Annotated in this window: 27 protein-coding genes and 1 pseudogene; 15 read left to right on the top strand and 13 right to left on the bottom strand. The window is 70.6% G+C overall.

What is annotated here, in order from left to right; translation table 11 throughout:
* The first annotated feature begins 159 nt into the window (after nucleotides 1-159).
* Complete coding sequence (locus tag OC490_RS06650) at nucleotides 160-1113, top strand: ribose-phosphate diphosphokinase (protein ID WP_019068509.1); 954 nt, start codon at nucleotides 160-162, stop codon at nucleotides 1111-1113.
* 55 nt (nucleotides 1114-1168) lie between these two features.
* On the top strand, nucleotides 1169-2362 hold the full coding sequence (tuf, locus tag OC490_RS06645; RefSeq protein ID WP_262056874.1) for an elongation factor Tu: 1194 nt from the start codon (nucleotides 1169-1171) through the stop codon (nucleotides 2360-2362).
* 9 nt (nucleotides 2363-2371) lie between these two features.
* Here the strand turns inward: tuf and OC490_RS06640 are convergent, their stop codons facing one another.
* A complete protein-coding gene (locus OC490_RS06640; protein WP_262056873.1) occupies nucleotides 2372-2752 on the bottom strand; it encodes an anti-sigma factor antagonist in 381 nt (126 codons plus the stop codon).
* Between the two features lie 156 nt (nucleotides 2753-2908).
* Nucleotides 2909-3358: a MarR family winged helix-turn-helix transcriptional regulator gene (locus OC490_RS06635; RefSeq protein WP_262056872.1), complete on the bottom strand. Its 450-nt coding sequence runs from the start codon at nucleotides 3356-3358 to the stop codon at nucleotides 2909-2911.
* Between the two features lie 115 nt (nucleotides 3359-3473).
* On the opposite strand from OC490_RS06635, the gene OC490_RS06630 reads away from it, so the two are divergent.
* Nucleotides 3474-4928 (top strand): aldehyde dehydrogenase family protein, encoded by a 1455-nt coding sequence (locus OC490_RS06630; RefSeq protein ID WP_262056871.1) that lies wholly within the window; start codon nucleotides 3474-3476, stop codon nucleotides 4926-4928.
* Nucleotides 4929-4953: 25 nt separating this feature from the next.
* The gene (locus OC490_RS06625; protein WP_262056870.1) at nucleotides 4954-6060 is read left to right on the top strand and encodes an NAD(P)-dependent alcohol dehydrogenase; all 1107 of its coding nucleotides are present in this window, start codon (nucleotides 4954-4956) and stop codon (nucleotides 6058-6060) included.
* A 1-nt stretch (nucleotide 6061) separates the two neighbouring features.
* On the opposite strand, the gene OC490_RS06620 is transcribed toward OC490_RS06625, so the two are convergent.
* Nucleotides 6062-7012, bottom strand: coding sequence for an NADP-dependent oxidoreductase (locus tag OC490_RS06620; RefSeq protein ID WP_262056869.1), 951 nt, complete (start codon nucleotides 7010-7012; stop codon nucleotides 6062-6064).
* Nucleotides 7013-7083: 71 nt separating this feature from the next.
* On the opposite strand from OC490_RS06620, the gene OC490_RS06615 reads away from it, so the two are divergent.
* Entirely contained in the window at nucleotides 7084-8031 is a 948-nt protein-coding gene (locus tag OC490_RS06615) for a GlxA family transcriptional regulator (protein WP_262056868.1), read from the top strand.
* A 59-nt stretch (nucleotides 8032-8090) separates the two neighbouring features.
* Entirely contained in the window at nucleotides 8091-8921 is an 831-nt protein-coding gene (locus OC490_RS06610; protein WP_262056867.1) for a hypothetical protein, read from the top strand.
* A gap of 7 nt (nucleotides 8922-8928) precedes the next feature.
* Here the strand turns inward: OC490_RS06610 and OC490_RS06605 are convergent, their stop codons facing one another.
* The 4 genes from OC490_RS06605 to OC490_RS06590 all read right to left on the bottom strand — a co-directional run bounded on the left by OC490_RS06605 (nucleotide 8929) and on the right by OC490_RS06590 (nucleotide 13068).
* Nucleotides 8929-9492 (bottom strand): TetR/AcrR family transcriptional regulator, encoded by a 564-nt coding sequence (locus OC490_RS06605; RefSeq protein WP_262056866.1) that lies wholly within the window; start codon nucleotides 9490-9492, stop codon nucleotides 8929-8931.
* Nucleotides 9489-9851, bottom strand: a complete 363-nt coding sequence (locus OC490_RS06600) for a DUF1304 domain-containing protein (protein ID WP_262057185.1) — start codon at nucleotides 9849-9851, stop codon at nucleotides 9489-9491. The genes OC490_RS06605 and OC490_RS06600 overlap by 4 nt, the downstream gene beginning before the upstream one ends.
* Before the next feature lie 74 nt (nucleotides 9852-9925).
* Entirely contained in the window at nucleotides 9926-11557 is a 1632-nt protein-coding gene (locus OC490_RS06595; RefSeq protein WP_262056865.1) for an amidohydrolase, read from the bottom strand.
* 20 nt (nucleotides 11558-11577) lie between these two features.
* Nucleotides 11578-13068 (bottom strand): APC family permease, encoded by a 1491-nt coding sequence (locus tag OC490_RS06590; RefSeq protein WP_262056864.1) that lies wholly within the window; start codon nucleotides 13066-13068, stop codon nucleotides 11578-11580.
* Between the two features lie 134 nt (nucleotides 13069-13202).
* Between OC490_RS06590 and OC490_RS06585 the strand changes: the two genes are divergently transcribed.
* On the top strand, nucleotides 13203-13958 hold the full coding sequence (locus tag OC490_RS06585; protein ID WP_262056863.1) for a TetR/AcrR family transcriptional regulator: 756 nt from the start codon (nucleotides 13203-13205) through the stop codon (nucleotides 13956-13958).
* On the opposite strand, the gene OC490_RS06580 is transcribed toward OC490_RS06585, so the two are convergent.
* Nucleotides 13924-14613, bottom strand: coding sequence for an FG-GAP repeat domain-containing protein (locus tag OC490_RS06580; RefSeq protein WP_262056862.1), 690 nt, complete (start codon nucleotides 14611-14613; stop codon nucleotides 13924-13926). The genes OC490_RS06585 and OC490_RS06580 overlap by 35 nt on opposite strands.
* Nucleotides 14614-14718: 105 nt before the next feature.
* On the opposite strand from OC490_RS06580, the gene OC490_RS06575 reads away from it, so the two are divergent.
* Nucleotides 14719-15111 (top strand): VOC family protein, encoded by a 393-nt coding sequence (locus tag OC490_RS06575; protein ID WP_262056861.1) that lies wholly within the window; start codon nucleotides 14719-14721, stop codon nucleotides 15109-15111.
* A 15-nt stretch (nucleotides 15112-15126) separates the two neighbouring features.
* Here the strand turns inward: OC490_RS06575 and OC490_RS06570 are convergent, their stop codons facing one another.
* Nucleotides 15127-15429, bottom strand: a complete 303-nt coding sequence (locus tag OC490_RS06570) for a DUF4235 domain-containing protein (RefSeq protein WP_262056860.1) — start codon at nucleotides 15427-15429, stop codon at nucleotides 15127-15129.
* Between the two features lie 204 nt (nucleotides 15430-15633).
* Nucleotides 15634-16083: a nitroreductase family deazaflavin-dependent oxidoreductase gene (locus OC490_RS06565; protein WP_262056859.1), complete on the bottom strand. Its 450-nt coding sequence runs from the start codon at nucleotides 16081-16083 to the stop codon at nucleotides 15634-15636.
* 139 nt (nucleotides 16084-16222) lie between these two features.
* Between OC490_RS06565 and OC490_RS06560 the strand changes: the two are divergent.
* From OC490_RS06560 to OC490_RS06545, 4 genes and pseudogenes are all read left to right on the top strand, one after another.
* Nucleotides 16223-16348 (top strand): annotated as a pseudogene (locus OC490_RS06560) (ketosteroid isomerase); the annotation flags it as partial.
* A gap of 126 nt (nucleotides 16349-16474) precedes the next feature.
* Complete coding sequence (locus OC490_RS06555) at nucleotides 16475-17698, top strand: cytochrome P450 (protein ID WP_262056858.1); 1224 nt, start codon at nucleotides 16475-16477, stop codon at nucleotides 17696-17698.
* 13 nt (nucleotides 17699-17711) lie between these two features.
* Nucleotides 17712-17948: a ferredoxin gene (locus tag OC490_RS06550; protein ID WP_262056857.1), complete on the top strand. Its 237-nt coding sequence runs from the start codon at nucleotides 17712-17714 to the stop codon at nucleotides 17946-17948.
* Nucleotides 17949-18102: 154 nt separating this feature from the next.
* Nucleotides 18103-18240 (top strand): hypothetical protein, encoded by a 138-nt coding sequence (locus OC490_RS06545; RefSeq protein ID WP_262056856.1) that lies wholly within the window; start codon nucleotides 18103-18105, stop codon nucleotides 18238-18240.
* Between the two features lie 2 nt (nucleotides 18241-18242).
* On the opposite strand, the gene OC490_RS06540 is transcribed toward OC490_RS06545, so the two are convergent.
* Nucleotides 18243-18794, bottom strand: coding sequence for a TetR/AcrR family transcriptional regulator (locus tag OC490_RS06540; RefSeq protein ID WP_262056855.1), 552 nt, complete (start codon nucleotides 18792-18794; stop codon nucleotides 18243-18245).
* Nucleotides 18795-18891: 97 nt separating this feature from the next.
* On the opposite strand from OC490_RS06540, the gene OC490_RS06535 reads away from it, so the two are divergent.
* A complete protein-coding gene (locus OC490_RS06535; protein ID WP_262056854.1) occupies nucleotides 18892-19350 on the top strand; it encodes a nuclear transport factor 2 family protein in 459 nt (152 codons plus the stop codon).
* Between the two features lie 17 nt (nucleotides 19351-19367).
* Nucleotides 19368-19892 (top strand): flavoprotein, encoded by a 525-nt coding sequence (locus tag OC490_RS06530; RefSeq protein ID WP_262056853.1) that lies wholly within the window; start codon nucleotides 19368-19370, stop codon nucleotides 19890-19892.
* Here OC490_RS06530 and OC490_RS06525 read toward each other — a convergent pair.
* Nucleotides 19889-20743 (bottom strand): hypothetical protein, encoded by an 855-nt coding sequence (locus tag OC490_RS06525; RefSeq protein WP_262056852.1) that lies wholly within the window; start codon nucleotides 20741-20743, stop codon nucleotides 19889-19891. The genes OC490_RS06530 and OC490_RS06525 overlap by 4 nt on opposite strands.
* Before the next feature lie 225 nt (nucleotides 20744-20968).
* Here OC490_RS06525 and OC490_RS06520 point away from each other — a divergent pair, with 225 nt between their 5' ends.
* Nucleotides 20969-21940 (top strand): aldo/keto reductase, encoded by a 972-nt coding sequence (locus OC490_RS06520; RefSeq protein ID WP_262056851.1) that lies wholly within the window; start codon nucleotides 20969-20971, stop codon nucleotides 21938-21940.
* Between the two features lie 45 nt (nucleotides 21941-21985).
* On the opposite strand, the gene OC490_RS06515 is transcribed toward OC490_RS06520, so the two are convergent.
* Nucleotides 21986-22765, bottom strand: coding sequence for a phytanoyl-CoA dioxygenase family protein (locus tag OC490_RS06515; protein ID WP_262056850.1), 780 nt, complete (start codon nucleotides 22763-22765; stop codon nucleotides 21986-21988).
* Between the last annotated feature and the right edge of the window lie 427 nt (nucleotides 22766-23192).

The following is a 23192-nucleotide window of genomic DNA, read 5'->3' as shown; positions in this document are numbered from 1 at the left end:
AAGGCTGGTGGATTCCGAGGAGTCGGCGCATGTGAGGGTTCCTGACGGGAGGGGGTACGGACGCGGCCATCATGGCGCCCCTCGCCCGTGGGTCCGCAACCTGTTTTCGGGGTCAGTAGCATGAGCCACGGCCGGGAATGATCATGCGAGGAGCAGATCGTGCGAGACATCGCCGTGTTCAGCGGGAGTGCCCACCCCGAGTTGGCGAAGGAGGTCTGCGCACATCTCGGTGTACCGCTCAGCCCGACCCGGGTCAGCCGGTTCGCCAACGACTGTCTGGAGGTACAGCTCCAGGCCAACTGCCGGGAACGGGACGTCTTCCTGATCCAGCCGCTCGTCAAGCCGGTCCAGGAGAACCTGGTCGAGCTGCTGTTGATGTGCGACGCGGCGCGCGGCGCCTCCGCCGGGCGGATCACCGTCGTCATGCCCCACTACTCCTACGCCCGCTCCGACAAGAAGGACGCCCCGCGCATCTCGCTCGGCGGACGGCTGGTCGCCGACCTGATGGTGGCGGCCGGCGCGAGCCGCGTCCTGGCCATGACCCTGCACTCGCCGCAGGTGCACGGCTTCTTCTCGGTGCCGGTCGACCACCTGCACGCGCTGCGCGAACTCGCCGCGCACTTCCGGCAGTACGACCTCTCGCGCACGACCGTCGTCTCCCCGGACCTCGGCAACGCCAAGGAGGCCGCCGCGTTCGCCCGGCTGATCGGCGCCCAGGTGGCCGCCGGTGCCAAGCAGCGCTACGCCGACGACCGGGTCGTCATCAGCTCCGTCATCGGCGACATCGCCGACCGGGACGTCATCGTCCTGGACGACGAGATCGCCAAGGGCAGCACCGTGCTCGAACTCCTGGACCGGCTACGGGACTTGGGGCCGCGCTCGATCCGAGTGGCCTGTACCCACGGCCTGTTCGCGGCAGGTGCGCTGAAGCGGATCGGGGAGCAGCCCGACGTACTGGAGATCGTCTGCACCAACACGGTGCCGGTGCCCGAGGAGGAGCGCACCGAGAAGCTGCGCATTCTCTCCATCGCCCCGGCGCTCGCGGAGGCCGTGCGCCGCATTCACAACGGTGAGTCCGTCAGCGCCCTGTTCGACGCGCCGCCGAACGAATAGACATGAGGGGACGGAGCAACGCTCGGCAGCACCGAGGTGATCAGGAGGACTCGCCGTGGCGAAGGCGAAGTTCGAGCGGACGAAACCCCATGTGAACGTCGGCACCATCGGTCACATCGACCACGGCAAGACCACTCTCACAGCGGCCATCACGAAAGTGCTCCACGACCGGTTCCCCGACCTCAACCCCTTCACGCCGTTCGACCAGATCGACAAGGCGCCCGAGGAGCGGCAGCGCGGCATCACGATCTCCATCGCCCATGTCGAGTACCAGACCGAACGCCGGCACTACGCGCACGTCGACTGCCCAGGGCACGCCGACTACATCAAGAACATGATCACCGGCGCCGCCCAGATGGTCGGCGCGATCCTGGTCGTCGCGGCCACCGACGGGCCCATGCCGCAGACCAAGGAACACGTGCTGCTGGCTCGGCAGGTCGGCGTGCCGTACATCGTCGTCGCGCTCAACAAGACGGACATGGTCGACGACGAGGAGATCCTGGAACTGGTCGAGCTGGAGGTACGGGAGCTGCTCACCGAGTACGAGTTCCCCGGCGACGACCTCCCGGTGGTCAAGGTGTCCGCGCTCAAGGCCCTCGAGGGGGACCCGGAGTGGACCGCCTCGGTGCTCGAACTCCTCGACGCCGTCGACGAGTTCGTGCCCCAGCCGGTGCGGGACGTGGACCGGCCGTTCCTGCTGCCGATCGAGGACGTCTTCACCATCACCGGCCGCGGCACGGTCGTCACCGGCCGGATCGAGCGCGGGGTGCTGAAGGTCAACAACGAGGTGGAGATCATCGGCATCCACGAGCAGAAGACGAGGACGACCGTCACCGGCATCGAGATGTTCCGCAAACTCCTCGACGAGGGCCGGGCCGGCGAGAACGTCGGACTGCTGCTGCGCGGGGTGAAGCGCGAGGACGTGGAGCGCGGCCAGGTCGTCATCAAGCCCGGATCGGTCACCCCGCACGTGGAGTTCGAGGCCCGCGCCTACATCCTCTCCAAGGACGAGGGCGGCCGGCACACGCCCTTCTTCCACAACTACCGGCCGCAGTTCTACTTCCGCACCACGGACGTGACGGGTGTGGTGACCCTGCCGAAGGGCACCGAGATGGTCATGCCGGGCGACAACACGACCATGCATGTCGAACTGATCCAACCCATCGCGATGGAGGAGGGGTTGAAGTTCGCGATCCGCGAAGGCGGGCGGACGGTGGGCGCCGGTCAGGTCACCAAGATCCTCAAATAACCACGGTGATCACAGCGTGCCGGACGTGGCCTCGGGCTGCCCCAGGGCCGCGTCCAGCGTCGGCTGCGGCGGCAGCAGCCGGCCGAGGCCGGTGACCCGCAGGATGCGCAGGGTCAGCGGGTGGGTGCAGACGAGGTACAGCCGGCCGTCCCGCTCCAGCATCCGCTGCCGTGCCCGGTACAGCAGGCGCAGCCCCGAGCAGTCGAAGAACTCGACCTGCCGGAGATCGATCACGATCCGCGCGCCCGGCCGCCCCGTCACCCGGTCCAGGGACGGAAGGATCTCCATCGCCGCGACGATGTCGATCTCCCCGCGGAACTCCAGGACCGTGACCCCACGGACCTGGTGGATACGCAGGTGCCGGGTGAGCGGCGCGGGTTCCTGCTGCACGACCACATCGCCTCCAACCGGCCCTCGGTGAAGCGGGGTTGAGCACAAAACCGTTCCCCGCCCTGAAAGTTACCCTCGATGGAGTGAATTTGAGCATGTTCGATTGACATATGTCTTCGAATCGAGCCAGAGCTTTCTGAGATGTTTGGGCCAGGTCTACGACAGCGCGTGCCAGGCCTTGGAAAGTGCCTGGCGGAACTGCTCGCTCTGGTGCGCTGTGAGCTCGCGCACCATCCGCTCCTCCAGCGCCCGCACCGCCCCCGCGCAGCCCGCCAGCAGCTCGCGCCCCTCGCCGGTCAGCAGGATCAGCAGCTCGCGCCGGTTGCGCGGATTGCGCTCGCGGCGGATCAGTCCGCGCCCCTCCAGTGAGCGGACCAGGTCGGCGATGGACTGCGCGGTGACGAAGGAGTCTCGGGCCAGCTGCGCCGCCGACAGGCCGTCGTGTCGCTCCAGGACCGTGAGCGCGGTGTACTGGAGTGCGGTGATGCCGTAGGGCCTGACCAGCTCGTCCAGGCGGGAACGGACGACCAGCTCCACCTGCTTGACCATGTACAGCAGGGATGGGGGTGCCTTCGTCGCGTGGGCGCCAGCCAGGGATTCAGCCATGGATTCACCCTAGAGCATTGACAGGAAACCTGTCTGTAATGAGACTGCGGACCAGACGAGCAACCAACAGGAATCCTGTTGGTTGAAATCTTGGCAACGATGCTGAGGAGTGGCGATGACCGCCTTCGAGATCGAACCCGGCCGCCTGTTCGTCGGGGGGCAGTGGCGCGAGGCCGCCGACGGAGCGCGCACCGAGGTGGTCGACCCGTCCCGGGGCCGGGTCGTCACCACCGTCGCGGAGGCGGGCCCCGCCGACGTGGACGCGGCGGTCCGCGCCGCCCGCGAGGCCTTCGACAGTGGCCGCTGGTCCGGCCTCAGCGGCCGTGAGCGCGGCCGGATTCTGCACCGCGTCGCCGAACTCATCCGCGAGAACGCCGACGAACTCGCACAGCTGGAGAGCCTTGACGTAGGCAAGCCCATCACTCTGTGCCACGCCGTCGACGTCACCAACGCGGCCAACGACTACGAGCACTACGCCGCCCTCGCCCACTCCCTGGACGGCTCGACCCGCGACACCCCGCTCAACGCCCTCGCCTACACCAAGCGCGAGCCGCTGGGCGTGGTCGCCGCGATCACCCCCTTCAACTTCCCCCTGATCCTTGCCGGTTCGAAGCTCGCCCCCGCCCTCGCGGCCGGCAACACCGTGGTCCACAAGCCCGCCGACGAGACCCCGCTCAGTGCCCTCTACATGGCCGGACTGCTCCAGCGCGCGGGGGTACCGGACGGTGTCGTCAACGTCGTCACCGGTACCGGACCGGTCGCCGGCGAGGCCCTGCTGCGGCACGCGGGCGTCGACAAGATCGCCTTCACCGGCTCCACCGCCGTCGGCCGGCACGCCGCGAGCGTCGCCGGCGAGAACCTCAAGCCCGTCACCATGGAACTCGGCGGCAACGCGGCCCACATCGTCTTCGAGGACGCCGACCTGGAGAAGGCCGTCGGCGCGGTCATCAAGGGCTTCGTCTTCAACACCGGCCAGTTCTGCATGGGCGGCCCGCGACTTCTGGTCGCCCGCCCCGTCCACAGCACCCTCCTCAACATCCTCGCCGACGCCGTCCCCGGCGTACCGCTCGGCGACCCCCGGCTGCCCGAGACCGTCGTGGGCCCGATGGCGGGGGAGAAGCACCTGCGGAAGGTCGAGGAGTACGTCGACCTCGCCCGCAAGGAGGGCGCCCGCATCGTCTGCGGCGGCGAACGCCTCGACCTCGACGGCGGCTACTACTACAAGCCCACCGTCATCGCCGACCTCGCCAACGACTCCCGGGTGATCCAGGAGGAGATCTTCGGCCCGGTCCTCACCGTGCAGCCCTTCGACACCGAGGACGAGGCCGTCGAACTCGCCAACTCCACGCCCTACGGCCTGGCTTCGGGCGTCCAGACCGGCAACCTCGCCCGCGCGCACCGCATCGCCGACCGGCTCCAGGCGGGCATCGTCTGGGTCAACGACTGGGCGATGCTCGACCCCAACGTCCCCTTCGGCGGCGTCAAGGACTCCGGCTTCGGCCGCGAGTACGGCCCCGAGGGCCTCGCCGCCTACACCCGGACCAAGTCCGTCGTCGTCTCGCTCGACTGACCACGCCCACCAAGGAGTTCCTGCGATGTCCCCTACCACGCGCGCGGCCGTCGTCGAGTCGGGCGGCGCACCCTTCACGCTCACCGACGTCGAGCTGGCCGAGCCCGGCCCGCACGAGGCACTTGTCCGAGTCGTCGCAACAGGCCTGTGTCACACCGACCTTGGGGTGGCCAGTGGCGGACTGCCCTTCCCGCTCCCCGGAGTTCTCGGTCACGAGGGCGCGGGTGTCGTCGAGGAGGTCGGCTCCGCCGTCACCGGGGTCGCACCCGGCGACCATGTCGTGCTGTCCTTCACGTCGTGCGGCGACTGCCGCAACTGCCAGGGCGGACACCCCGCTTACTGCGCGACCTGGCTGCCCCTGAACCTCATCGGCGGTCGCCGCGCCGACGGGAGCAGCACCATCAGCCGGGACGGGCAGCCCCTCGGCGGACACTTCTTCGGCCAATCGTCGTTCGCGGAGCGGGCGTTGGTCGACGAGCGCAGCCTCGTGAAGGTCGACCCGGAGGTGCCGCTGGAGTCGATCGCCCCGCTGGGCTGCGGAGTTCAGACGGGGGTGGGTGCCGTCTGGAATGTCCTCAAGCCCCGGCTCGGCGACACGGTCGTGGTGCTCGGCGCCGGGGCCGTGGGCCTGTCGGCAGTGATGGCCGCCGCACTCACGCCCGCGACCCGCATCATCGCCGTCGACAGGATCGCCGAACGCCTCCTGCTGGCAAAGGAGTTGGGCGCCACCCACACCGTCAACGCCGGGGAGGCCGATCTCGGGGAGACCCTTGCCGTGCTGACGGACGGACACGGCGCCGACGGCATCGTCGAGACCACCGGCAGTGTCGCCGTCCTCCGCCAGGGCGCCGACGCGCTCGCCGCCCGGGGCACCCTGGTCGTCGTAGGGGCCCCGCCGTTCGGCAGTGAAGTCGCCCTGGACGTCAACGGGTTGATCCCCGGGAAGCGGATCGAGGGCCTCACCCTCGGCGACAGCGAGACGCAGAGCTTCATCCCGGCCCTCGTGCAGCTGGTGAAGGAGGGGCGGCTCCCGCTGCACCGCCTGATCACGACCTATCCGTTCGCGGACATCGACCAGGCGGTGCGGGACATGAGCGCGGGCAAGGCGATCAAGCCCGTTCTGACGTTCTGATTCAGTCGACCGTCAGCACCAGCTTGCCCGCAGTGCGGCCGGTGGCGCCGAGCGCGTGTGCCTCGGCGGCATCGGCCAGCGGGAACGCCCCGGCGATCGTCGCGCGCAGCTTCCCCGCCTCGACGAGTTCCGCGACGGACTGCATGTCGGCGCGGTCGGCGTCGACGAGCATCCGGACCGCCCGCACCCCGAGCCGCTCGGCCTCCTCGGGGAACTCCGCCGTGCCGATCGGAATGATCGACACCACGACCCCGCCCGGCCGCAGCACACGCAGCGACTTGAGCCCCGTCTCGCCGCCGAGCGTGTCCAGGACCACGTCGACGTCCTTCACGGCCTCGGCGAAGTCGGTCTCCCGGTAGTCGATCGCCTCGTCCACGCCCAGCTCGCGCAGGAACTCGTGCTTGCCCGCGCTCGCCGTGCCGATCACATACGCGCCGCGCGCCTTGGCGATCTGCACGGCCACATGCCCGACCCCGCCGGCCGCCGCGTGGATCAGCACCCGCTGCCCGGGCTGGACGTCCGCGTTCTCCACCAGCGCCTGCCACGCGGTCAGCGCCACCAGTGGCAACGCGCCCGCCTGGACGTGGTCGACGGCGGCCGGCTTGTGGACGAAGGCGCGGGCCGGGGCGGCGACGTACTCGGCGTGCGAGCCGTGGCCCCACGGGTAGGACAGCATCCCGAAGACCTCGTCGCCGGGCTGGAATCGGGCGACGCCGACACCGACGGCCTCGACGACGCCGGAGACGTCCCAGCCGAGGACGAAGGGCGGCTCGCCGAGGAATCCGCCGGTCTGCCGGTGCTTCCAGTCGGTGGGGTTGAGCCCGGCGGCCCGCACCCGGATCAGGATCTCGTTGGCGCGCGGCGCGGGCCGCTCGACCTCGACCACTTCGAGGACCTCGGGACCGCCGAGGACGTGCTGCGTGATGACGCGCATGGTGTTCACAGTGCTCATGGTCAACCAGCCTGCCGGGAGCCGCCCGACAAGAAAATGGCACGATGGCCAACCTTCGATAGAATCGTGCCATGCAGCATGTGGAACGGGTCGTGGTCCTGGCGCTCGACGGCGTCTACCCCTTCGAGCTGGGCATCCCCAGCCGCATCCTCGGCGCCGCCGACGGCCGCTACGAGGTGCTGACCTGCACGGTCGACGGCCGTCCGGTGCGCGCCAACGCCGACTTCTCGATCGCGGTGGAGCACGGTCCGGAGATCCTGGAAACGGCGGACACGGTCGTGGTCGCCTCCATGGCCACCCCGCGCATCCCTGAGGGACTGCCCGCCGAGATCGCCGCCGCCCTCGCCCGGATCCGCCCGGACGCGCGCATCGTCTCGATCTGCACGGCCGCCTTCGTGCTTGCCGCCGCCGGCCTCCTCGACGGCCGCCGCGCCACCACCCACTGGCAGGTGGTGGACTACTTCCGGTCCCTGTATCCGCAGGTCGACCTCGACCCGGACGTGCTCTTCGTGCACGACGGCCGGATCCTGACCTCCGCCGGTGCGGCCTCCGGAGTCGACGTCTGCCTGCACATCGTGCGCACGGACCACGGCAGCGAACTCGCCAACACGGTCGCCCGCCGCTGTGTCGTCCCGCCCTTCCGCGACGGCGGCCAGGCCCAGTACATCCAGCAGCCGGTGCCGGACTCCGGCGTCACCAGCACGGCCGCCACCCGCGACTGGGCCCTGACCCGCCTCGACGAGTCCCTCGCCCTGAACGACCTGGCCCGCCACGCCGGCATGAGCCTGCGCACCTTCGCCCGGCGCTTCAACGACGAGGTCGGTCTCAGCCCCGGCCGCTGGCTGATCCAGCAGCGGGTGGCCCGCGCCCGCGACCTGCTGGAGGCCAGCGACCTGTCGGTGGACCAGATCGCCGGCCGCGTCGGCTTCGCGACCGGCGCCTCCCTGCGCCAGCACCTGCACGCGGCGATCGGGGTCTCCCCGCAGGCCTACCGGCGGACGTTCCAGGAAACCCGCTGAACCCCCAACGTTTCGGCCCGCCCGCGCGTCGTAGGAACGACAACGCGAGGGGGTAGGACATGCGCAGAGGACTCACGGCGGTCGCCGTGCTGGCGGCCGTGACGGCGGTGGGGTGCGGTGACGGCGGGGACGGGAAGGATGTCGTGGTCGCGGGCACCCCGCCTGCCACGCCCTACGCCGGGCCGCTCTACGTACCTGCCACCGGCACCGACAAGTCGGGTGCCGCAGGCCGGGCGCTGGAGTGCGACGGGACGATGTACGAAAGCGGAGGCGCCGACGCCTGGAGCGAGGGCGACGGTGGCAAGACCCCCGAGGGCGGTCTGCGGGCGTACTTCGACATCGAGCAGCCGGAAGTGCCGCGCACGGGCTACCGCGTGGAGCGCAGGTCGGACGGGCGTGTGCTGTTCTCCTACGACGTCGACGGCCGCACGAAGGTAGCCGTCGTCGTCGCCAAAGACCGTAAGAACAGGCCGGGTTGGGGCCCTGAGTCCAGTGCGTCCTGCGATCCGGCCGAACTCCCGGCGGGCTTCGCCGAGGCGCACGGCTACGAGATCTGGACCGACAGGAACGGCCGTCGCGTGCCGACCACGGTGGTGAGCAGTTCGGTCGGGGCCGCGCACTGCGACTGGCAGAAGGCGCACTTCCTGCAGACGGGCGACGGCGCGAAGGGCAGGCTGTACGCCCGCGATCCGGACAAGGTGCTCCCGGCCGAGATGCTCACCGCCCCCTACGACGGTGACGTCGGCATGCCGGCGAACGCCCGCGACACCGGATACCGGTACTACGACTGGCAGTTGTGGCTCACGGCCGACGCGTCGAAGGCGTACGTCCGTACGCCCGACGGCGTGGAGGCGTGGCCTCAGGTCAAGCACGGCCAGGCCTGTCAGTGAGCCGTCGTCACCGGCTCATGTGCAGGGCGACCAGCAACTGCCATACCTGGTCGGCGATTTCCTCCGGCGTGCCCGCCAACAGCCCGTGCAGCCAGTCGGCCAGCACACCGCCGAAGGTCCCGGCGACCGCCGAGGCGACCAGCGGGGCGTCCGCCGCGCCCGCGAGTTCGCGCTCGCGGAGACTGTAGGCGCGCAGGTCCCGGTGCAGGACGCGGCCCAGTGGACCACCGCCGCCCGGGCTCAACAGGCCGCGGTACAGGGCCGCGTGGGGGAGCAGACCGGCGAAGAACTCCGGCAGCGCGGGCGGCGCGTGCACCGGGTCGGGCCGGCCGCGCCAGGCGTGCAGTGCCTCCACCGCGTCCCGTACGACGTCCGCGCAGGCGTCGACCGCGAGCGCCTCCAGGCCGTCGTAGTGGACGTAGAAGGTGGCCCGGCCGACCCCCGCCCGGCGCACCAGGGCGGCGACGCCGACCTCCTCCAGGGGGTGTTCGGCGCACTCGTCCAGGAGGGCCTGGCGCAGCCGTGCCCGGGTGCGGGCGGCCCGCGGGTCCTCGGGCTCGGCGCGGCTCACCGGGCGATCAGCACGGCGGCCAGGGCCAGCGCGCCGGGCAGCGCCTGCGCGAACAGGATGCGCCGGTTCGCCGTCACCGCGCCGTAGACACCCGCGACCACGACACAGCACAGGAAGAACACCTGGGCGCGGAAACCGGTCGGGTCGGCGGCGATCAGGCCCCAGATCAGGCCCGCGGCGAGGAAGCCGTTGTACAGCCCCTGGTTGGCCGCCATCGGCGCGGTGGCTCTGGCCATCTCGGGGTCGAAGCCGTGCAGACCGCGCCCGGGCTTCTTCTGCCACAGGAACATCTCCAGCACCAGGATGTACAGATGCAGCGCGGCCACCAGGCCCACCAGCACGTTCGCGAGCGTCTCCACGATCAGCCGACCCTTCGTCGTCTTGGACAGGTGTCCACTATAACTGGACACCTGTCCATGTACGACCACTCGGGTCAGGCCCCGTCGGCCGCGTACACCTCCGCCCCTCCCACGTAGGTGAGTGCCACCCGCGTCTGTGCGATCTCCTCCGGCGGAGCGGCGAACGGGTCACGGTCCAGGACCACCAGATCCGCCAAGGCCCCCTCCGCCACCCGGCCGGTGTCGTCCAGATGGTTCGCGTACGCCGAACCCGCGGTGTACGCCGTGAGCGCTTCCGCGAGCCCGATGCGCTCGTCGGGCAGGAACACCGGCCCGGTGCTGCCGGGTTCGACGCGGTTGACCGCGACATGGATGCCGTGCAGCGGATCGGGACTGCTCACCGGCCAGTCGCTGCCCGCCGCGAGGGTGGCGCCGGAGCGCAGCAGCGCCCCGAACGGGTACTGCCACAGGGCCCGTTCGGGACCGAGGAACGGAATCGTCAGCTCGTCCATCTGTGGTTCGTGCGCTGCCCACAGCGGCTGGATGTTCGCCACCGCCCCGAGCCGCGCGAACCGCGCCACGTCGTCCGGGTGCACGAGCTGAAGGTGCGCCAGATGCGGCCGGGTGTCACTCGGCCCGTTCGCCTCCCGCGCCGCTTCGACCGCGTCCAGCGCGTTCCGTACGGCCCGGTCGCCCAGCGCGTGGAAGTGGCACTGGAATCCGAGCGCGTCCAACTCGACGACATACTTGGGCAGTTGGTCCGGGTCGATGAAGCTGGTGCCCCGATTGGCCGTGGCGCAGCCGCACTTGTCGAGGTAGGGGTCGAGCAGGGCTGCGGTACCGGTCTCGGCCACCCCGTCCAGCATCAGCTTCACACTGCCCGCGTGGAACCGGCCGTGGCTCAACGCGGCCCGCCGCTCGACGAGTTCGGGGATCTGCTCGGCCCCGCGCTCCCGGTCCCACCACAGCGCGCCGACCACGCGCGCGGTGAGCGAGCCGTCGCGGGCGGCGGTCAGATACGCGTCCGACGGATCGTCCATCCCCGCGAACTTCCCGACGATCGCGTCCTGCCAGGCCGTGATCCCGAGCGCGTGCAGATGCCGCTGGGCGTGCAGCAGGGCGGCCAACCGGACGGCCGGAGTGGTGGGTGGCGTGAGCCTGCCGACCAGCTGCATCGCCCCCTCCTGGAGCGTCCCGGCCGGCTCGCCCGACGCGTCCCGCTCGATCCGCCCGTCCGCCGGATCGGGCGTGTCCCGCGTGATGCCGGCCAACGCCAGGGCCCGGCTGTTGGCCCAGGCGCCGTGATGGTCCCGGTTGGGCAGATACACCGGCCGGTCCGGTACGACCGAGTCCAGCAGCTCCTTCGTCGGCGTACCGCCCTCGAACGCCTCCATCGACCACCCGCCCCCGGTGATCCACTCCCGCTCGGGATGCGCCTCCGCGTAGGCGCGCACGGCGGCGAGGGTGTCCTGCGCGGTCCTGGTCCCGGTCAGATCGCACTGGGTCAGCTCAAGCCCCGCCGGCACCGGATGCACATGCGCGTCCTGGAACCCGGGCAGCAGCAACCGCCCAGCCAGATCGACGACTTGAGTGCCCGGCCCGGCGAGGTCGTGCACCTCGGCATGTCCTACGGCCGTGATGCGGTCGCCGGTGACGGCCACGGCGGTCGCCGTGCGGCCCTCGGGGGTGAGGACCTGGCCGTTGGTGAAGAGGAGGTCTGCGTGCATGGTCCGTTTCCTTGCGGGGGTCATGAAGAGGTGGCGAGCAGCTGCGGTGCGTCGGCGTCGGTGCCCTGACCGGACTGGAAGTAGGGCGACTTGCGTACCCACTTCGCCCAGGCGGCGGCCACGAAACCCGACGCGATCATCGCGGCCGGGGTGAGCAGCAGGAACCAGCCGTTGTCCGCGCTGACTTCGAGGTGGTCGGTGGAGGTGTAGAAGGACCAGGCGAGATAGCCGCCGAGCCCCAGCAGGGCCAGGGCGCTCAGCGTGGGCAGCACCACCGCGCGGATTCCCTGCCGCCAGTTCTCCCGGAGGAGGGAGCGGAAGCGTACGGCGGCGGCGAGTGCGGTGAGCGCGTAGGAGAGGGCGACGACGATGCCCACGGCGTTCACCGTCGCCATGATCATGTCGGCGAGGCGGGGTATCACCAGGGCCAGTGCGGCAACCGCCGTCGCCAGCGCGCCGATCAGCAGGGTGCCGAGGGCCGGAGTGCCGTAGCGCGAACTGACCTTGGACCAGACGGGCCCGAGAGTGCGGTCGCGGCTCATCGCGAACATGCCCCGTGCGGTGGGGATCACGCCCGCTTGGAGCGAGGCGACCGCCGAGAACATCAGGGCCACCAGCGGCAGCGCGGCCAGCGGCTGGGACGCGAGGCGGTCGCCGAAGTACGCCAGGCCCTGGGCGCCGTGGCCCGCCAACTCGCCCTCGGACAGCACCCGTTGGAAGGCGATCGAGCCCAGCAGGAACAGCCCCAGCATCGTCACGAGCGTGATGAGGCCGGCCCGGGAGGCGTCACGGGGGTCGCGCACCTCCTCGTTCACGGTGAACGCGGCCTCGAAGCCCCAGTAGCAGAACACCGAGAGGAGCAGGCCCTGCGCGAGCGCCGACGCCGACGGGATCGCGAACGGGTCGAACCAGCTCAGGCTGAACGCGTGCGGGCCGGTGACGATGCCGTAGCCGCAGAACCCGAGCAGGACGACGTACTCGAAGATCAGCAGTCCGGCCTGGAGGCGGGCGGCGGTGCGGACGCCGGTGACCGCGGTGAGGGTGACGGCGACCAGGACGACGATCCCGACCGCCGTCGTCTGGGCCGTCGAGCCGGGGTCGAGGGCGAGACCGGCCATCCGGTGCAGCCCGGCCTCCCCGGCGAGCTGGATCATCGCCGAGCCGGTGACCGCCGTGGTGTACGCGAGGAACGCGATCGTCGCGACGATGTTCACCCAGCCGACCAGGAAGCCGAGCCACGGGGTGAGTGAACGGCCCACCCACACATAGCCGTTGCCCGCGTTCGGTTCGACCTTGTTGAGCCGGGAGTAGGCGCCCGCGATACCCAGGATCGGCAGGAACGCCAGCAGCATGATGGCCGGTAGATGCAGCCCGACCACCCCGGCGGTCACGCCCAGACCGATGCCGATGCTGGTGGTCGCGGCGGTGCTGGACGCGGCGATGGCGACGCCGTCCAGCAGACCGAGGGACTTGCGCAGTGCGGGCCCCGACGGGGGTGGCGTGTCGATCATGGCGTGCTCTCCGCTCGCACCGGGGGGCCCGAACGGCCCCGGTGAACGCACATGAAACTGTGCGGGCCCTTAACAGGTCAACGGTGTTGTCATAAGGTGCGGGCACCCGGAACCGAGCAGCGAGGAGGTGTCGGATGAGCGAGCGTGTCGTCCCGGCCGCCGACCGGCGGCGCAGACGCCCCACCAAGCAGGGCGTGGTCCTGTCCGAGGAACTGATCGTCGAGACCGCCCTCAGACTCATCGAGGAACACGGCGCCGAGGCCCTCTCCGTGCGCCGTCTCGGCCGCGCCCTCGGCGCCGACCCCAGCTCCCTGTACCGCTACTTCCGGCACACCGACGATCTGATGCTGGCCGTCGCCGACGAGCTGATCGGCCGCACCCTGCGCACCTGGCGGCCCACCGGCGACTGGCTGGCCGACCTGCGGGACCTGGGCCTGCGCATGCACGCGGGCGCGCTCGCGCACCCGAGGGCGGCGATGCTCAGTTCGTACCGGGTGACCGGGCGGGTGTACGAGATCCTGGCCGTGGAGACCATCCTCGGGGTGCTGCGCGGGGCCGGTTTCCCCGACGCCGACGCGGTGCGGATCTACCACGCCTACGTCGACCAGGCCCTCGCCTTCGGCGCCCTCGACTCCGCGAACACGGCGCTGCCGAAGTCCGCCCGCGAGGCGGAGGCCGCCGTATGGCAGGCGATGTACGCCCGGCTGCCCGCCGACACCCACCCGCACATCGCGGCCACGGCCCGCCATCTCGTGGCCACCATGCGGCACAGCTCCTACCCGGCCGCGCAGGACCTGCTGCTGAGCGCGGCGGCGGCCCGGCTCGCCGAGCTCCGCGCCGGGGAGCGGGCGCTGCCTACGAGGAGCGCGGGCCGAAGTCCGTCGTTGTGAACGCGGCCCGGTCCCCGGACGTCGTGCCGTCCGTGATCCACCAGCGCGTGGCGGCTCGCCGTAGAAGCCGAACCCCGGGGTTGGCGCCCCAGCTCAGGATCAGTTCGTCCTTGCCGTCCCCGTCGAAGTCGGCCGCCCCCACGGGCCGGGCGTGCCGCCACTTCGCCGGGATCGTCTCGCCGTCCGCCGTCGCGGGCCCGTTCCGCAGGACCGTGGTCCGCCGGGTGCCGTCGACGAGCGTGGCGCCCTCGCAGGTGGCGACCAGGATGCCGTCCCGGCCGTCGCCGTCCGGGTCGGCGGTCGTGACGTCCGCGGCGGACACCGCGTCCTTGGCCGCCGGCAGTTGCTTGCCCGGGGCGGGCAGGCCCAGGTCGCCGCGCCCGAGGACCGAACGCGTCGACGGGGCGAGCCCCTTGACCGACCCGTGGACCACACCGACCCGTTCGTCGCGGGCGTCCTCCCCGGCACCACCGACCGTGACCGGCACCACGAGGTCGCGATACCCGTCGCCGTTGATGTCGTCGGGATCCTTGGAACCCTTGCCCGGAGCGGGAGTTCGGCTCGCGGCGGCCGTGCTCGGGCCGTCGGAGGAGGCCGACGGTTCACGGGCGGCGACGCCGTCACCGCTCCCGCAGCCGCTCAGCGGAGCGATCACGGCGGACCGTCGGCGTCATCGGCATCAACTGGCCGATCGGGGATACCCGTTGGGTGCGTGGCAACCGGAACTCGACCATTGCGCGCCTGAATCCTCGGAGGACACATGGCACTCGTGAACGCTGGACTCGTGGTGCTCGACGCTGTCGAGCCGGAGAAACTCGCCGTGTTCTACACGGAGTTGCTGGACGGCGAACAGACGGACATCTCGGTCGACCAGGTGGAGATCAGGGGCGCCGACGGCACCCGGCTGGCGTTCCGCCGCGACGCCGGCGCCACCCCGGCGAGCTGGCCCCGCGCCGAGAACAACCAGCAGGTCCACCTGGACTTCCTGGTGGAGGACCTGGACGAGGCGGAGCGCAGGATCATTGGCCTCGGCGGACGCGCGCTGGAGACGAAGGACATGCCGGGCCCGTACCAGGAGCGTGTCTACGCGGACCCGGCCGGCCACTCCTTCACCCTGCGCCTGGTACCGCCGACGACGTCCGAACAGGGCTGAGGCCCCTCAACTCCCTTACTCCCGGCCACCCTTGTCCTTCGCCGGCCAGACACCGGTCGAACGCTCGATGGCCTTCGCGCCGGTACGGTCGGCCGCGCTGCGTGCCACCGCGAACAGGGCGCCCTGGAGCGCGGCGGCGAACAGGATCTCGCCCCAGCCGCGGTTCCGGTCCAGCGGGTCGGGGGCGTCCTCCTCGTGCCGTATCGCCTTCCAGGCGGCGCGGAAGGCGCGGCCCGCGAGGGCGCCGCTCACTATGCCCAGGACCAGGCCGACGGGCTGGTAGACGAGGGGGAGTTTCAACTTCTTGCTCTTGGCCACGCGGGTCTCCTTCTGCGAACGTGCCGGTCGGCACCCCGACGGTGCCATTGAAACCGGGGCTTCGGAAGAGGGACCGGCGGGCAGCGGAAAGCCCCGCCGCGACGGGGGAGCGCGGCGGGGCCTGAACGTCGGTTGCCCGGCGGGCACCGGTTCATGCGCCTCGGAACAAGAAAATTCTCGGCGGACGCGGAACCGCTCCCGGCGTCAGCTCTCGTCGGCCGGTTCGAGGACGAAGACGGGGATCTGCCGGTCCGTCTTCGTCTGGTACTCGGCGTACGGGGGATACGCGGCGACCGCCCGCTCCCACCACTCCGCCTTCTCGTCGCCGGTGACCTCGCGGGCCGTCAGGTCCCACTTCTGCGGGCCGTCCTGAAGTTCCACCCGGGGGTCGGCCTGGATGTTGAAGTACCAGACGGGATGCTTGGGCGCGCCGCCCTGCGAGGCGACGACGGCATACCGTCCGTCGTGCTCGACACGCATCAGCGGGGTCTTCCGGATCTTCCCGCTCTTGGCACCCACGGTCGTCAACAGGATGACGGCCAGACCCGTGTCCATCAAGGTCGTCCCCTTGGTGCCACCGGAGCTCTCGTACAGCTCCACCTGGTCGCGCACCCACTGCGTCGGGCTGGGTTCGTACTCGCCCTCAAGAGGCATGGCATCCGTCCCATCTCGCGTTCTACGACTGTCTCGCACCCAGATTCAACACCAGCGGGCGCGCGATTCATCCACACCGCGACTCTCTTCGGCCACGCCCCCTCCATCGGGCGATGACGTCGGAGGCAATCGCGCCGACGCTGGCGAGATCCGGCTGACCGTCGGGTCCACCGGACAGCCGTATCGCGCCAGGTTCGCCCTGCACCTGACCGTCCGGGAGGGGCTGATCGTTCGTCACCGCAAGTACGAGGACGGGGCCGTGTGAACCGGACCGTCAGGTTCAGCCAGATGGTAGGGACCACCGATCTGGCCGAACTTGAGGTGGCTCCATAGGTGCCTCGGGCATCTAATGAAGATCGGCACGACGCTCTCTTCGTCTGCGAGGTCTTCCATGACGGATCTGACGGATCTGACAGCTCCGACCGACCTGACCGAACCCGTCGCCTTCCCCCAGAGCCGTACCTGTCCCTACCACCCGCCCACCGGCTACGACCCCCTGCGCGCCGACCGTCCGCTGACTCGCGTCACCCTCTACGACGGCAGCCCGGCCTGGCTGGTCACCGGCCACGCCACCGCCCGCGCACTGCTGGCCGACCAGCGCCTCTCCTCCGACCGGACCCGCCCCGGCTTCCCCGCCACCACCCCGCGCTTCGCGGCGTTCCGGAACCGGACGGCCGCACTGGTCGGTGTCGACGACCCCAAGCACCGCACCCAGCGCCGCATGATGATCCCCGGCTTCACCGTCAAACGCGCCACGGCGATGCGGCCCGACATCCAGCGGATCGTCGACGAACGGCTCGACGCGATGATCGCCCGGGGCGGGCCCGCCGACCTGGTGCCCGCGTTCGCGCTGCCCGTGCCCTCGATGGTGATCTGCGCGCTGCTCGGCGTCCCGTACGCCGACCACGAGTTCTTCGAGGCGCAGTCCCGGCGCCTGCTGCGCGGTCCCCGGCCCGAGGACAGCCAGGACGCACGCGCTCGACTCGACGACTATCTGGGCGAGTTGATCGACCGCAAGCAGCGGGAACCGGGTGAAGGGCTGCTGGACGACCTCGTCCGCGACCAGCTGAACGAAGGAGCCCTGGACCGCGCCGAGTTGGCCGCCCTCGGCCTCGTCCTCCTGGTCGCGGGGCACGAGACGACCGCCAACATGATCTCCCTCGGCACATTCACGCTGCTGCGGCATTCCGAGCGGCTGGCCGAACTGCGGGCCGATCCACGGCTGTTGCCGGACGTGGTCGAGGAGCTGATGCGGTCGCTGTCGATCGTGGACGGTCTGATGCGGCTGGCCGTCGAGGACATCGAACTGGACGGCGTGACGATCCGGGCCGGCGAGGGAGTGCTCTTCTCGACCTCGGTCGTCAACCGCGACGAGGCCGTCTACTCCGCCCCGGACGCCTTGGACTGGCACCGGCCCGCCCGCCACCACATCGCGTTCGGCTTCGGCATCCACCAGTGCCTCGGCCAGAACCTGGCCCGTGCCGAACTGGAGATCGCCCTGCGCAGCCTCTTCGACCGGCTGCCCACGCTGCGCCTGGCCGCACCGGCGGAGGAGATCCCCTTCAAACCGGGCGACACGATCCAGGGGATGCTGGAACTCCCCGTGACCTGGTAAGAGGCTGCGCTCCATGCACACCGAAATCCACATCGACAAGGACCTCTGCATCGGGGCGGGCCAGTGCGCCCTGGCCGCCCCGGGCGTGTTCACCCAGGACGACGACGGCTACAGCACGGTACTGCCCGGAAAGGAGGACGGCGCCGGCGACCCGATGCTCCGCGAGGCGGCCCGCGCCTGCCCGGTCACCGCGATCACGGTGACCGATACGGCGATGAACGACACGGCGGTGACCGACTCGACGGCCTGAGCAGGGTCTCCCGTACGAGGTGATCAAGCTCCCGCCGCCAACACCGCCACCTCGCAGCCGCCCCCGGTCCGCGATCACCTCGTACGCCGCGACCCACCCGCCCTCGACGGTCCCCCGGAGTGCCGGCAGCAGCCGTCAGCCCGGAGCGACCACGATGCCCACGTCCCCATCGACGAGGGCATCGTGGTCGCTCCGGGCCCGGCCGCGCAGTAGTACCGTCCCCTCGGCGACCGCCCCGGGCCCCGCGCGGCTCGGCCGGGACGCCACGCTCACGACCCTCGCCGTCGCCTGACCTCAGGCGGCCCGCAGCAGCGACCGGACCGCCTCGCGGGCCTCCGCCGCCGGGTCCGCGCTCCCGGTGATGCCCGCCGTGACCATGGCCCCCTCGGCCAGCAGGAACACCTGCCCGGTCAGTACGGCGGGCAGCTCGGCAGCCGCCACGAGACCGGCCAGATAGTCGCGGAACTCCCGCTTGTGCGCCCGGACTTGGGCCACCACTCGCTCCGAGGTCGCGCCGAGCTCGCCGTAGGAGTTGATCCATGCGCAGCCCCGGAAGTCTGCCTCGCCGAACCACTCCTCCAGCCAGTCGAAGACGGCCGGAATTCGCTCCCGTGGATCATCGTGCCGCTCGACGTGCTCGGCGAGGCGTCCGCGCCAGCGCAGGTCACGCCGTTCGAGATACGCCTCCACCAACTGCTCCTTCGCCGGGAAGAGTTGGTAGAGCCGCTTGAGGGAGAGCCCGGAGGCGGTGCGGACGGCGTCCATGCCGACGGCCTGTATGCCCCGGCCGTAGAACAGTTTCTCGGCGGCGTCCAGTGCCTGTTCCCGGGCGACTGCGCTGTCCATCGAACAACCCCTCCTTGACGCGAGAACGACCGTTCTCTACGTTAGCAGTCATTCGGAGAACGCACGTTCTCGCCCTTTCCCCGCTCTGGAGACGACCATGGCCGACCGCCCGCCCCTCCCACCCTTCACCCGTGAGACCGCGGCGCAGAAGGTGCAGGCCGCCGAGGACGCCTGGAACACCCGTGACCCGCAACGAGTCGCGCTCGCCTATTCGGAGGACTCCGTCTGGCGCAACCGCGACACCTTCGTCACCGGCCGCGCCGAGATCGCCGAACTCCTCACCGCCAAGTGGGCGCGCGAGCTCGATTACGCCCTGCGCAAGGACCTGTGGGCCTACGACGGCAACCGCATCGCGGTCCGCTTCCAGTACGAGTGCCGGGACGCCGACGGACAGTGGTGGCGGTCGTACGGCAACGAGCTGTGGGAGTTCGACGAGCACGGCCTGATGACCCGGCGCGAGGCGAGCATCAACGACCTGGCCATCGAGGAGAAGGAGCGCCGGATCTTCGGCACGCGGCCGGAGGCGGAGCGGGGGCGTTCCTTCCCGCTTCAGTAGGCGCCTAGGCTCCCCGGATGACCGCACAGGACTCGAAACCCTTCCTCTACGTCGTCGTCTGCGCCGCCGGCATAGCCGTGGACGTCGGCACGCTGATCACCGCCGCGCAGGAGCGGGACTGGGAGGTCGGGGTCTTCGCGACACCGGTCGCGATGGGCGGGTTCTTCGACACGGCCGCCGTCGAGGCGCAGACCGGCCGCCCGATCCGTTCGGCGTGGCGAACTCCCGGGGATCCCCGCCCGTTTCCGCCCCCGGACGCCGTGATCGTCGCGCCCGCCACCTTCAACACGATCAACAAATGGGCGTCAGGTACGGCGGACACCCTCGCCCTCGGTACCCTCTGTGAGGCGTACGGCCTCGGTGTCCCGACCGTCGTACTCCCTTGTGTGGGCGACGCGTTGGCCGCCCATCCCGCCTACCGGGCGAGCCTGGCCCGATTGCGCGAGATGGGCGTCCGCTTCGGGGAGCCGTACTCCGGCGCGGCCCAAGAGGACGGCGGGCGGCCGGAGTTCGGCTGGGCGAAGGCGCTGGACCTGCTCTAGGCGCAGGTCACGGTCGGCCCCGCCAGCATGCCCCCGGTGTAGAGCGTCTGGCCCTGGGGCATCCAGTAGCCCAGCTTCGAAACCACCGTGGAACAGCGGGACTTGAGGGCGACCTGGACCACTACGGTGTCCGGGTGCCCCGGCTGGAGATCGGTGAGTGCGCAGTCCAGGGCGTGCGGGAGCCGGTCCTGCGCGGGGTGGCGGCCGATCAGCGGGTTGACGCAACGGGCGTCGGTCGTGGTCAGCTCCGCCCCCGTGCCCTCCTCCGCGATGAGCCCGAACCGCGCGCTGCCGTCGCCCTCGTCGCTGTTCCGCCGGACCGTGTACGTCAGCGTCGTCACGGAGTTCGGCGCCAGCGCGCTCCGGTCGACCTCGATGCCGTGCGTAGCCTTCGGCCTCGGCGCGGTCAGCGTGAGCGTCGCGCGGACCGTGCCCTGCACATCCACTCCCTCGGGCATCGAGCGGACGTGCACGGTGGCCGTGAAGTCGTACGTCCCCGGCCCCGGATACTGCCCCGACCCGGGCAGCGTCCCGGACGCGACCGTCTCACCGGCACGCTGCGCGGTCCAGGTGCCCGAGGTACGGCACGCGAAGTGGACGGTGGCCCGGAGCTGCCGACAGGTCGCGGGCGCCGAGACCGCCATGGTCGGGGTGCCGCTGCCCGCGCACAGGCTGACCACGGCATGCGCTCCGTGCGCGCCGTGCAGGGTGCCCGCGGGCGCGCAGAGCGTCGACGGCGGCTCGGGCGGGGGCGGCGCCGGGTCGGTGTCACCCCACGCGGGCGACACCAGGGCCAGCGGCAGCACGGCCGCCCCCAGCAGGATCCTCGGTCTGGTCCAACGTCTCGGCACCGCGTTCCTCCCGTACGGCCACGACCGGCCGGGCGCCGGTCGTCCGGACCGAGAATGCGCACCCCCGCGGACCGCCCGACCGCTCCCACGCCGGGCGGCCGGGGTCGGTCACACCAACGCCGGACGCCGGTCGGTGCCCGAGGGCCGCGTACGTGCCCGACTTCGAGCACCCACGAAGTCGTACGCTCCAGAGCGGTACCGAACTCGAAGGCAGGAGCAGCAACGATGCAGTACGTGAAGCTCGGTTCGACCGGCCTGGACGTCTCGCGGATCTCTCTGGGCTGCATGACCTACGGACTTCCGGACCGCGGCACCCACGAGTGGACCCTCGACGAGGAGGCGTCGCGCCCGCTGATCCGGCAGGCGCTGGAGGCCGGGATCAACTTCCTCGACACGGCGAACGTCTACTCCGACGGCACGAGTGAGGAGATCACCGGCCGGGCACTGCGCGACTTCGCCCGCCGTGACGAGGTCGTGCTCGCCACCAAGGTGCACGGCCGGACGCACCCGGGACCCAACGGCGCCGGACTGTCCCGCAAGGCGATCATGGCGGAGATCGACCACAGCCTCGAACGCCTCGGCACCGACTACGTCGACCTGTACCAGATCCACCGCGCCGACCCGCACACCCCCGTCGAGGAGACGATGGAGGCGCTGCACGACCTGGTGAAGGCGGGCAAGGTCCGCTACATCGGGGCGAGTTCGATGTTCGCCTGGCAGTTCGCCAAGCACCAGCACATCGCGGAGCGGAACGGCTGGACCAAGTTCGTGTCCATGCAGAACCACTACAACCTCCTCTACCGCGAGGAGGAGCGCGAGATGCTGCCGCTCTGCGCGGACCAGGGTGTCGGTGTGCTGCCCTGGAGCCCGCTGGCGCGGGGCCGCCTCACCCGGGACTGGGGCACCACCACCGAGCGCAGCAGCACCGACAACTTCGGCACCCGCCTCTACCAGGACGGCGACCGGACCATCGTCGAGGCGGTCACCCGGATCGCCGGCGACCGAGGTGTCCCGCGCGCCCAGGTCGCCCTCGCCTGGCTGCTGCACCAGGGCACGGTGGCCGCACCGATCGTCGGCGCGGCCAAGCCGCAGCACATCGAGGACGCCGTCGCCGCCGTGGAACTGGAGCTGAGCGACAAGGAGATCGAGGAACTGGAGCAGCCCTACGCTCCGCACGCGATCAGCGGTCATTCCTGACGCATCGTCAACATGCCTGTTTGCAGGCTGAGTTGATGAGAGGCGTCAGTGCGGGCCGTGCGGTGCGAACTCCGTGCCGCACAGCCCCGCTCCGGCGCTCTCCGCGAGCGGTACCCGTTCGCCGCTCATCGTGATCGTGCGGTAGAAACTCCCGATCCGGTCGGCCGAGCGGCCCACGTAGTGCCCGATGAACGAACGGCGGAAGCGGTCCGCGCTGAGATTGGGCTGCGAGCCGTGCACCAGGCTGCCGTTGAAGAACAGGACGTCCCCGGGTGCCATGTCGACCGGCACCGCCGAGAGCCCGGGCGGCGGGGGAACGTACTCGCGGGCGAAGGACACGCCGGGATCCGCCTCCTCCGGGCAGAACACGTCCATGCGATGGGTGCCGGGCACGACCTCCAGGCCGCCGTTGTCCCGGTCGATCTCGTCGCAGGCGATCCACGCGGCCACGCAGGTGCCGGGCTCGGCCCGCAGATAGAAGTTGTCCTGGTGCAGCGCCTGGCCCCGGGCCCCCGGCGGCTTGAAATAGAACATGCTCTGTGCGGCCAGCACCTCTTCGCCGAACAGGGATTCCAGGATGTCCCGCAGTCGCGCGTCCAGGAGGAAGCGCAGGGCGAGGTCGTCGATCTCGTGCGGGTGCATCACCCGGGGGTAGGCGAGCAGGGGATCGCCGCTCGGGCGTGGCGCGAAGTGGCCGGGTACCGGACCTGCCGCGTGCAGTGCCGTGAACCGGGCGCAGAGCCGGTCGATTTCCTCGTGACTGAACAATCCGCGCGCGACCGTGAACCCGTCCTCCTCGAACGCGCCGATGTCCGTGGCTGTCATGCGGGACCTCCTTGGTGTGGTGTCACCACCACAGTGTCAGGCGGCCGGGCGCCCGCCTATTGGTTGGTCGTGAGCGCTCTCATCGGTGCGGGGGTGGCAGGTGTCAACTCCCGTGGCGACGCCGTCCGGTCGGGCAATGGGCCCGGTGGCTCGAACATGACCTGGGAAGACGGGAGGAGGGACGGTGTGCCCGACCGCTGTGCCGCACACGCCCGGCTGCCTCCGGCCAATGGTTTTGGGATTTCCCGTGTGGATACGGTGGCAATCCCATGGCGGATCCCTTTGACGAATCGTCAAATGAAGGGTGCCGGAACGCAATGCACAAAACCGAGGAAGACCTTGTTCCGTCTCGCTGACCTGTGCAAAGGTGTGCCTGTCGGCGTGCGGACATTCGATGATTCCCCTCTGCACGCACGAGGCCGCTCCC

Source organism: Streptomyces sp. STR69 (genome assembly GCF_024519455.1).
Lineage (GTDB): Bacteria > Actinomycetota > Actinomycetes > Streptomycetales > Streptomycetaceae > Streptomyces.
This window is presented reverse-complemented; position numbering and strand designations above follow the sequence as displayed.